The following is a 9,198-nucleotide window of genomic DNA, read 5'->3' on the forward strand; positions in this document are numbered from 1 at the left end:
TCCCCGGCACTCCCCGTAACACCTGGACACAGAGCCCGCCGCGTCGTGCCCGGCGGCTACCGTCGCTCCCGTGCCGCCGGGCACGACGCGGCGGGCTCTGTGTCCAGGTGTTACGGGGAGTGCCGGGGAGTCCGGGCGGCTGGGGAGGAGACCGGCGACGGGGAATGCCTGACGACGCTCGGTGTTGGCACAGGGGATGACTTCGACGCACCCGTCCCCCGCCCAGTCCACTCCCGCCGACTCCGACCGCCGCGCCCTCGTGGTCGGCGCGACCGGCATCGGCGGCTCCGCCCTCGTCGATCTGCTCACCGAGCAGGGCGTGCCCGTCACCGCTCTCTCGCGCCGCCCGATCGCCGAGCGCCCCGGCGTCCGCCCGCTCGCGGCCGACCTCCGCTCGGCTGACGACCTCGCCCGGGTGCTCGCCGACGAGCGGCCGACGCACGTCTACTTCACCGCCTGGTCCCGCCAGGCGACGGAGGAGGAGAACATCGCCGTCAACGCCGGCATGGTCCGCGACCTCCTCGCCGCGCTGGCGCACGCTCCGCTCGAGCACGTCGCCCTGGTCACCGGGCTCAAGCACTACCTCGGCCCGTTCGAGGCGTACGGCCAGGGCGCCATGCCCGACACCCCCTTCCACGAGGAGGAGGAGCGGCTGGACGCCCCGAACTTCTACTACGCCCAGGAGGACGAGCTCTTCGCCGCCGCCGAGCGAGCGGGCTTCACCTGGTCGGTGCACCGCTCGCACACGGTGATCGGCCACGCGGTCGGCAACGCCATGAACATGGGCCTGACCCTCGCGGTCTACGCCTCGATCCAGCGGGAGCTCGGCCGGCCCTTCGTGTTCCCGGGCTCGCTCACCCAGTGGAACGGCCTCACCGACATGACGGACGCCACCGTGCTCGCCGCGCAGATGGTCTGGGCCTCGATGTCCGAGGCCGGCCGCGACGAGGCCTTCAACGTGGTCAACGGCGACGTCTTCCGCTGGCGCTGGATGTGGACGCGCCTCGCCGAGCACTTCGGCGTCGAGCCGGTGGGCCCGGGGGAGGAGCCGCAGCCGCTCGAGCAGCAGATGGCCGGCGCGGAGCCCGTCTGGCAGCGCCTGGTCGAGCGGCACGGCCTGATCGAGCCCGACCTCGGCCGCGTCGCCTCCTGGTGGCACACCGACGCCGACCTCGGCCGCGAGATCGAGGTCGTGACCGACATCAGCAAGTCCCGCCTCGCCGGATTCACGCTGCACCACCGCACCGTCGACTCCTTCACGGAGCTGTTCGACCGGTACCGCGCGGAGAAGCTGATCCCGTAGACGGCCTCTGCTGATCGAGTAGCCCGCGCAGCGGGCGTGCTCTGCTGATCGAGCAGCCCGCGCAGCGGGCGTATCGAGATCCCCCACAGCAAGCCCCCCGAACACCCTCCCCGTCCTCCCGACCGTCGCCGTCCCGTCGCCTCCCCGTCACCCCGATGACACCGGCCGCACCTAGCGTCACGGCATGGCGGCGGCGGTGAGCGGAGCATGATCGAGCGGGTCGACCCGTTCATCGGCACGGAGGCGACGGCGCTCGCCGAGCCCACCGGTCTCGCCGCGACCTGGTGGTCGCCGAAGCCGCAGATCGGCAACACGCATCCCGGAGCGACGTACCCGCTCGGCATGGTCTCGGCCTGCTCCTACTCGGGCGCCTACCCGACCGGCTACGGGCGGTACGATCTGGCGCTCGAGGGCGTGCCCCCGCTCATCCGCGAGGGCATCGAGGCCTCGGGCTTCACGCACTTCCAGCAGTCGGGCACCGGGGCGATCCGGAAGTACTACAACTACCTCCGCGTCACGCCCATGATCGAGCCGCTCGACGAGCTCGGCCGCAGCTGGGACGTCGTCGACGAGGTCGCCGAGCCCGGCTACTACGCGGCGACCCTCTCCTCCGGAGTCCGGGCCGAGCTGACCGTGGGCCCCGCCTCGGCCGTGCACCGCTACACGTTCCCGCGCCACCGCAGCGCCCGCGTCGTCGTCGACCTCTCGCTCGGCGGCCTCGCGATCCCGAGCGGAGCGACCGTGCCGCTGCGCGCGCAGCTGCGGTCGATCTCGCCCGGCGTCGCGAGCGGCGAGGTCGTGATGGAGGGTGCGCCCCTCGCCGTGCACCTCGAGTGCGACGCGCTGCACTGGCGCCAGATGCTCTGGTACGACCGCCGGCTCATGCCGGGCGGCACCCGGCTCGACTTCGACCACATCCGCCCCACCACCCTCCGCCCGTTCGGCCTGATGTGGGCGGGACCCAGCGAGCCCGGCACGACGGTGGAGCTCCGGATGGGCTTCTCGCTCCGCGGGACCGAGCGCGCCCGCGAGAACCTGCACCGCGACGTGCCGCCCACCGGCACCGGCTTCGACCAGCGCCGCGACCGCACCCGCAAGACGTGGCGCAAGCAGCTGCGCCGGATCGCCGTCGACACCCCGTCGACCGATCGCGAGACCGTCTTCTCGACGGCGCTCTACCACTCGCTGATCAAGCCGTGCCTCGCGCCCTCCGAGAGCCCGTTCTGGCCGACCGACGGCCCCTTCGTCTTCGACATCAGCACCATGTGGGACATCTACCGCACCCAGCTGCCGCTGCTCACGGCCCTGGTCCCGGAGCGCGCGGTCGAGATCGGAGCGGCGCTGCTCACCATCTGCGAGGAGGAGGGCAACTTCCCGATCGGCTACCGGATGGCCAAGGGCAGCGACCGCTTCTCGCGGCAGGGCAGCGCCCTCGCGCACACCTTCCTCGCCGACCTCTGCCGGCTGGGCCTGCCCGGCATCGACTGGGACGCGGCGCTCGTGCACATGGCGGAGGACCTCAAGCGCACCTACGGCGAGGAGTTCCTCGCGGCCGGCGAGGCGCATCCGATCAGCCACACCCTCGACCTGGCCCACGGCTACTGGTGCACGGCCGTCGTGGCGCGCCACGTCGGCGACCGGGTGCTCGCGGAGCAGCTCGAGGAGCGCGCCGCGCAGTGGGTGAACGCCTTCGACCTGCGCACCGGGCTGCTCAAGGACTCGACCTACTACGAGGGCACGCGCCACAACTACTCCTTCCGTCTGCTGCACGACATGGCGGGCCGCATCGCGCTGAGCGGAGGCGACGACGCGTTCGTCGCGCAGCTGGACGAGTTCTTCGGCTACGGCGCCGAGCCGGTGACGCAGCCCGGGCTGCGCCCCGATCGCGCCGAGATGGCGGAGGGAGCCGCGCTCGGGCGCTTCGAGGGCCTCAACAACGAGCCCGACATGGAGGCTCCCTGGGCCTACCACTACGCCGGCCGCCCCGACCGCACCGCCGAGATCGTGCACGGCGTGCTGCACCAGCGCTTCGGCACCGGCCGCGGCGGGCTGCCCGGCAACGACGACTCCGGCGGACTGAGCTCCTGGTACGTCTGGGCGAGCCTGGGCCTGTTCCCGGTCGCCGGTCAGGGACTCGTCCTGGTGAACGCACCGGCGTTCTCCCGGGTCTCGGTCGCCGTCGGCGCAGCCGACCTCGAGATCCGCACCACCGGCTTCATCGAGCCCGTGCCCGGCGGAGCGGTTCAGTACGTGCAGTCGGCCGAGTTCAACGGCGCCCCCCTCGTGTCGAGCGCGATCAGCGCGGCCGAGCTGCACCGCGGCGGCGAGCTCACCCTGCACCTCGGACCCGAGCCGTCGGAGTGGGCGACCGCCCCGGAGCACCGGCCGCCGTCGCATCCCGCGCGGCCCGCCGCCACGACCACCAGCACCACCCAGCCCTAGGAGGAGACCATGGACCAGAGCACTCACGCGAGCACCGTGCAGAATCGGCTCGTGATCGTCGTCCGGGCCGATCCGGTGATCTGCGGGCACTCCGTCGAGGCCCGCAATCTCGCCGAGACAGCGCTCGAGCGCGGCTTCGACGAGGTCCGCATCGTCACCTGGCCGATCGAGCGCCTCGAAGCGGCGGGTCTGCCGCTGAAGCCGCTGGACGCGGTCCTGCCCTACAGCGAGGGCATCATCGTGGAGCGCCCGGCGCCCGTCGGCGACTACAAGGTGCCGGACGGCCGCTACCTCGCCGGCATGATCGGCCGCCTCGTCGAGCTGTTCACCGACGGGGTGCCGACGGTTTGCCTGTCGCTCTACCTCAGCCCGCACACGATCGCCGTGGCCGACGCCCTCCGCGCCGCCTGGAGCACTGGGCTGCCCGTGAACGTCACCACCGTCGCCGAGGCGGTCGGCTCCGACGTCACCAACGTGGTCCGCCGGGCCGTGGAGGAGGGGCGTCTGGGCGCCGCCGCCCACATCTTCGCCTCGTACCTCTCGCAGGACCACTGCGTCGCCGTCTCCGAGTACACCCGCGACCTCGTCGTCGAGGAGGCGGAGCGGATCGACGCGGCGCACGGCACCCGCTTCGCCGAGCAGTGCCGGGCCCGCATCGGGATCTCGTACCCGGCGATCGACTCCGACGCCTACTCCGACCTCGATCCGGTCGCCCTCGACGACCTGATCCGGGCGCGCGGGCTCCGCCGGGACGGCTACGTGCTCTTCCTCTCGCGCCTCACCGAGGCCAAGGGCGTCGAGGACCTCATCGCCGGCTACGAGCGCAGCCGCGTCCACGAGCAGCACGAGCTCGTCATCGCGGGACGCGGCCCTCAGGAGGCGGAGCTGCGCCGGATCGCGGCCGCCTCGCCGCTCGCGCACCGCATCCGGTTCCTCGACGACGTCGGAGACGCCGAGAAGCCCTACCTGATGGCCGGCTGCTCCGCGTTCGTGCTGCCGAGCAAGCCCCGGCCCGAGTTCGTCGAGACCTTCGGCATCGCGCTCGCCGAGAAGATGCTCGCCGGGGGCGGTCCCGTCATCACGACCCTCACCGGCGGCATCGGCGAGGCGATCGGCGAGCACGCCTTCGTCGTCCCGGTGGAGGATCCGGACGCGATCGCGTCGCTCCTGGACCACGCGATCCTCGAGCTCGACGACTCCGAGCGCGCCCGACTGGCCGTCGCAGCCCGCGAGTACGCGTTGCGGTTCGACCGCCGCGCGGTGTTCGACCGCCTGTTCGCGCGACTCGGGCGGTCGGTCCGTCCCGAGCCGGCGCTCGAGGCGTGACGCCCGCCCGCAGGAGCGCGAGAACCTAGGCGCTGCGGCGGCCCGCTCTCCGCTGGCGGGGCTCCTGCTCGTCGGCGGGGAGCGCGAGCCTGTAGCGCACGAAGCGGAGGGTGAAGCTGCGGCGCTCGGAGCCCTCGAGGCGCTCCGCGAGGACCCGGATGCCGAGCACGGCGACGACGCGCCACTGCTCGAGGCCGCCGGTCACGACGGCGGTGAAGACGGCTCCGGGGAGGACCTCGGCGTGGGCGGCGCCGAGAACGCCGGAGTCGTCACCCGTCGCTCGGACGCCGCCGTCGGCTCGTCCGCCCACGCCGTCGGAGGGGTCGAGCGGCTCGACGCGCTCCTCGCTGCAGGGTGAGATCTCGATGGTCATTGTCGCCGGCTCCTGGGGGTGGCGGACCTGTCCGCGGCGCTTCGGGTGCGCCTCGCACCCGACCGCCGGTCGCGGGCAGGGGGACCCGGCGACCAGCGGTCGGTCATGCGTGCGGCTCGAGGGCGAGCCCGCCGGAACGCCCTCCGCACCGCCCTCGCAGTGTAGGGGGCGTGTCTGTGTTCTGGCGCGGAATGTCAACCACTTGCGGGGTGGGCCCGCAGTCCGATGATCGTCGGCCCCGAACGCACCGAAGGCCCGTCCCGGAGGGGAGCGGGCCTTCGAAGGAGGTCCTGCGGATCGGGTGCTCGATCGGGAGCCCGTCGATCCGGGAGCCGGGAGAGGTCAGGCGGCGGGCTCGGCCCGACGCAGCGGCACGGCCGCGTGCGACACCGGCTCGGGGACGATGCGCAGTCCCGCTCCGCTGTTCGCCCGCTCCATGAGCGCCTCGACCCACTCGGGATTGATCGTGGGCTGGCGGCTGCCCTTGAACTCGAACTGGATCGGGATGGTCGGGTGCATCCACACGCCGCGGCGGCCCGTGCCGGCCTGGGGGGAGGCGTCCAGGGTCAGCAGGAAGCGCTCGTCGCGGCGGAACTTGTTGATGATGACGATCTGGAGATGGGCGAGGGCGCGGTCCTCGACCTCGATCGAGGCGGGAGGGGTGCCGTACAGGATGTTGCCCATGATCTTCTCCGATCAGACGAGTGGATGCGGTCCGATCAGCATATCGCTAGACAGACTCCCTACTAGTCAAGCTAGTTACTTCTACTCGGGGGATTGACCCTCGGCGCGCCCCGCACTACGCGCGCCGACGAGGGAGCGGAGTACGCCGGCCCTTGCCCCTGGGCCATCGCCACGGTATCCGCCGCAGATGAACGGAGGGCGAAAGGGGGCGACGGAGTCGCCGGAGACCTTGAGGGGCCGCGCGTCAGGCGCGGCGGCGCTCCGGAGCGCTCTCGAGGAGCTCGTCCGCGAAGGCCTGGTCGGCGAAGGCGATGTCGGCGGTCTCGGCCGGGTTCTCGACGATGTCGCGCATCGTCGAGAGGAAGCGGATCACGGTGCGGGCCTCGACGGGGTCGAGCTGTTCGGCCGCCTCGAGCATGCGGCGGTGCATCTCGTCGAGGGTCTCGCGCACCTCGCGGTGGGAGGTCGGGGTGGCGACGATGCGGATGGCGCGGCGGTCGCTCGGGTGCGGCTGGCGCACGACGTGCCCGCTCTTCACGAGGCGGTCGATCAGGACCGTGGTGGAGGCGGAGGAGATGCCGAGGTAGGCCGCGAGGTCCTTCGGGCTGACGTGCTGGCCCGTCTGCTGGCGGCGCATGAGGAACTGGACGGCGAGGAGGTCGTTCTCGCCCATGCCCATCGACCCGCGCGTGCGTCGGCGCATCGCGGTCTCGGCCGTGCGGAACGCCCTCATCGCGGCCAGGACCTCGACCGCACCGGGCTCGCTCGACTCTCCCGGGAACCAGAAGGCCCCGGGTCGAGTGGTCGCGACGTCATCCATGCAGGACAGTCTAGACAGTCATGTAGCAAGAACATCTAGTGATGCCAAACCCCGCCCCACCGGCTTGTGCGGCCGCCCTCCCTCCGATAGAACTCTCGTAGCTAGTTAGACGAGCTAGCGATTTCGGGAGAGGCGGTGCGGCGTGATCGACGAGCTCGACCTCCTCCCCGCCGGGACCTCCGTCGATCCGGTCCTCGGTGCGACCCTGTCCGGCCGCTACCTCGTCCTCGAGCGCATCGGCGAGGGAGGCAGTGCGGGCGTCTACCGGGCCCGCGATCTGCGCCTCGCCCGGCCCGTCGCGGTGAAGGTGCACCGCACGGTCGCCGACACCCCGAACGAGCGCGCCCGCCGCGAGCGCGAGATCCGCATGCTCATCGACTCCCGTCACTCCAGCGTCGTCGAGATCCTCGACCAGGGCGGGATCGCGCAGGAGGAGGGGGAGCTGTCGTACCTCGTCCTGGAGTACTTCGATCCCGCAGACCCGGCCGCCGACTGGTTCTCGTCGCGGGACGAGCGGATGATCGCCGAGGTCGGCGCTCAGGTCGCCGACGCGCTCGCCCACCTGCACGCCCGCGACGTTCTGCACCGCGACGTGAAGCCCGAGAACGTGCTCGTGCGTTCGCGTCCCGTGCCGGCCGGCTCCTCCCTCAACGAGGCCAAGCTCAGCGACTTCGGCATCGCGCGCTCCATCGACGACGCGCGCCTCACCCGTCCGGACCTGCTCGTGGGCACCGCCGGGTACCTCAGCCCGGAGAGCGTCGGCGCCGGGCCCGTCGGACCCTCCTCCGACGTCTACTCGCTCGGCCTGGTGCTGCTCGAGGCCCTGACGGGGAAGCGGGCCTACGAGGGCACGACGCTCGAGATCTCCCTGCAGCGGATGCACCACGCCCCGGTCCTGCCCGCCGAGCTCCCCGAGCGCTGGCGCCCTCTGCTCGCGGCGATGACCGCGCTCGACCCGGCGGACCGCCCCTCGGCGGCGGTGGTGGCGGAGCGGCTCTGGAGCGGTCTCCAGGGCGTCGCTCCGATCGCACCCGCGCGGATGCGGCTCCACGGGCTGCTCGCGACCGTCGCGACGCTGGCGGTCGGCGCGCTCTCGGCGCTGTCGCTCGCAGGCGTCCTCGACTGAGCGCCCGAGCCGCAGCGACGGAGCGCCCGCGGCGCAGCGACTCAGGGCTTCCGGAGCAGCGGTGTCGTAGTCTCCCGCTCATGAGCCCCCGTCGACTCTTCCGTGTCCTGTCCGTCGTCGAGGCGGTGACCTGGACCCTCCTGATCGCCGGCATGCTGCTGAAGTACGCCGTCGGAGTCGGCGACTGGCCGGTCAGCGTCGCCGGCCCGATCCACGGCTTCGCCTTCCTCGCGTACGGGGCGGCGGCGCTCGTCCTCTCGGTCAACCAGCGCTGGTCGATCGGAGCGACGGTGCTCGCGCTCGCCAGCGTGGTGATCCCGTACGCGACGATCCCGCTCGAGCGCGGCTTCGAGCGCCACGGTCTGCTCGAGGGCGACTGGCGCCGCGACGCCGGCGACGATCCGCGCGATCACCGCCTCACGAGCCGGCTGCTCCGCTGGGCTCTCGTGCGCCCGGTGCTCGCGGGTGCGCTGGTGCTCGCGGCCGTCGCCGCGGTGTTCACGGCGCTGCTGATCGTCGGGCCTCCCGGCGGCGGCGAGGCGTAGGAGCGGCCGCCGTCAGACGGTCCGGCGCGAGACCGCGTCGATCAGGATCTCGGCGGCCCGTCGCGCGTGCAGGGCGGACTCGGGCGTGCCGGCGATCGCCGCGGTGGTCTGCGCGCCCTCGGCGAGGATCGCGAGCTGCGCGGCGAGCTCGGCGTCGCCTCCGATCTGCTCGGCCAGCTCGGCGAGGAAGCGCTGGAACACGGCCTTGTGCTCGCGTGCGAGCTCGGCGACGGCGGGGTTCGACGAGCCGAGCTCGCCGAAGGCGTTGATGAACCCGCAGCCGCGGAACGTGTCCTCCGAGAACCAGTCGAAGAGGAAGTCGTAGATCGCGAGGAGCTTCTCGCGGGCGCCCTCTACTCCGGTCACGCGGGCGGTCACCCCGGCGGTCCACCCGGCGTGACGGCCGTGCAGGACGGCGACGACGACGGCCTCCTTGCTGGGGAACTCGGAGTAGAGCCGCTTGAGCGAGACGCCCGCCGCGGTGCGCAGCTCGTCCATCCCGACCGACAGGATCCCGCGCGCGTAGTAGAGGCGGTCGGCGGCCGCCAGGATCGCCGCGCGGGGGCTGGGGGTGGGCAC

General features: G+C 72.5%; 9 protein-coding genes. 5 read left to right on the plus strand and 4 right to left on the minus strand.

The window, feature by feature from the left end; genetic code table 11:
* Positions 1–196: 196 nt before the first annotated feature.
* From NB037_RS17125 to NB037_RS17135, 3 genes are all read left to right on the plus strand, one after another.
* On the plus strand, positions 197–1,303 hold the full coding sequence (locus NB037_RS17125; protein ID WP_251947930.1) for an SDR family oxidoreductase: 1,107 nt from the start codon (positions 197–199) through the stop codon (positions 1,301–1,303).
* A gap of 207 nt (positions 1,304–1,510) precedes the next feature.
* The gene (locus NB037_RS17130; RefSeq protein ID WP_251947932.1) at positions 1,511–3,745 is read left to right on the plus strand and encodes a glycoside hydrolase domain-containing protein; all 2,235 of its coding nucleotides are present in this window, start codon (positions 1,511–1,513) and stop codon (positions 3,743–3,745) included.
* A gap of 9 nt (positions 3,746–3,754) precedes the next feature.
* A complete protein-coding gene (locus NB037_RS17135) occupies positions 3,755–5,071 on the plus strand; it encodes a glycosyltransferase (RefSeq protein ID WP_251947934.1) in 1,317 nt (438 codons plus the stop codon).
* A 25-nt stretch (positions 5,072–5,096) separates the two neighbouring features.
* Here NB037_RS17135 and NB037_RS17140 read toward each other — a convergent pair whose 3' ends face one another.
* The 3 genes from NB037_RS17140 to NB037_RS17150 all read right to left on the minus strand — a co-directional run bounded on the left by NB037_RS17140 (position 5,097) and on the right by NB037_RS17150 (position 6,948).
* Complete coding sequence (locus NB037_RS17140; protein ID WP_251947936.1) at positions 5,097–5,444, minus strand: hypothetical protein; 348 nt, start codon at positions 5,442–5,444, stop codon at positions 5,097–5,099.
* A gap of 342 nt (positions 5,445–5,786) precedes the next feature.
* Positions 5,787–6,128, minus strand: coding sequence for a DUF7882 family protein (locus NB037_RS17145; RefSeq protein WP_251947938.1), 342 nt, complete (start codon positions 6,126–6,128; stop codon positions 5,787–5,789).
* Between the two features lie 244 nt (positions 6,129–6,372).
* Positions 6,373–6,948, minus strand: coding sequence for a MarR family winged helix-turn-helix transcriptional regulator (locus NB037_RS17150; RefSeq protein ID WP_251947940.1), 576 nt, complete (start codon positions 6,946–6,948; stop codon positions 6,373–6,375).
* A 142-nt stretch (positions 6,949–7,090) separates the two neighbouring features.
* Between NB037_RS17150 and NB037_RS17155 the strand changes: the two genes are divergently transcribed.
* Complete coding sequence (locus NB037_RS17155; RefSeq protein WP_251947942.1) at positions 7,091–8,074, plus strand: serine/threonine-protein kinase; 984 nt, start codon at positions 7,091–7,093, stop codon at positions 8,072–8,074.
* Positions 8,075–8,154: 80 nt separating this feature from the next.
* Entirely contained in the window at positions 8,155–8,619 is a 465-nt protein-coding gene (locus NB037_RS17160) for a DUF3817 domain-containing protein (RefSeq protein WP_251947945.1), read from the plus strand.
* A 12-nt stretch (positions 8,620–8,631) separates the two neighbouring features.
* Here the strand turns inward: NB037_RS17160 and NB037_RS17165 are convergent, their stop codons facing one another.
* Complete coding sequence (locus tag NB037_RS17165; protein WP_251947947.1) at positions 8,632–9,198, minus strand: TetR/AcrR family transcriptional regulator; 567 nt, start codon at positions 9,196–9,198, stop codon at positions 8,632–8,634.

The organism is Rathayibacter rubneri, assembly GCF_023743255.1.
Lineage (GTDB): Bacteria > Actinomycetota > Actinomycetes > Actinomycetales > Microbacteriaceae > Rathayibacter > Rathayibacter rubneri.

Excerpts from the sequence above, each read along its gene's own strand:
- NB037_RS17160 (WP_251947945.1), top strand. The coding sequence starts at position 8,155 with ATGAGCCCCCGTCGACTCTTCCGTGTCCTGTCCGTCGTCGAGGCGGTG.
- NB037_RS17125 (WP_251947930.1), top strand. The coding sequence starts at position 197 with ATGACTTCGACGCACCCGTCCCCCGCCCAGTCCACTCCCGCCGACTCC.
- NB037_RS17135 (WP_251947934.1), top strand. The coding sequence starts at position 3,755 with ATGGACCAGAGCACTCACGCGAGCACCGTGCAGAATCGGCTCGTGATC.
- NB037_RS17150 (WP_251947940.1), bottom strand. The coding sequence starts at position 6,948 with ATGGATGACGTCGCGACCACTCGACCCGGGGCCTTCTGGTTCCCGGGA.
- NB037_RS17145 (WP_251947938.1), bottom strand. The coding sequence starts at position 6,128 with ATGGGCAACATCCTGTACGGCACCCCTCCCGCCTCGATCGAGGTCGAG.
- NB037_RS17130 (WP_251947932.1), top strand. The coding sequence starts at position 1,511 with ATGATCGAGCGGGTCGACCCGTTCATCGGCACGGAGGCGACGGCGCTC.
- NB037_RS17140 (WP_251947936.1), bottom strand. The coding sequence starts at position 5,444 with ATGACCATCGAGATCTCACCCTGCAGCGAGGAGCGCGTCGAGCCGCTC.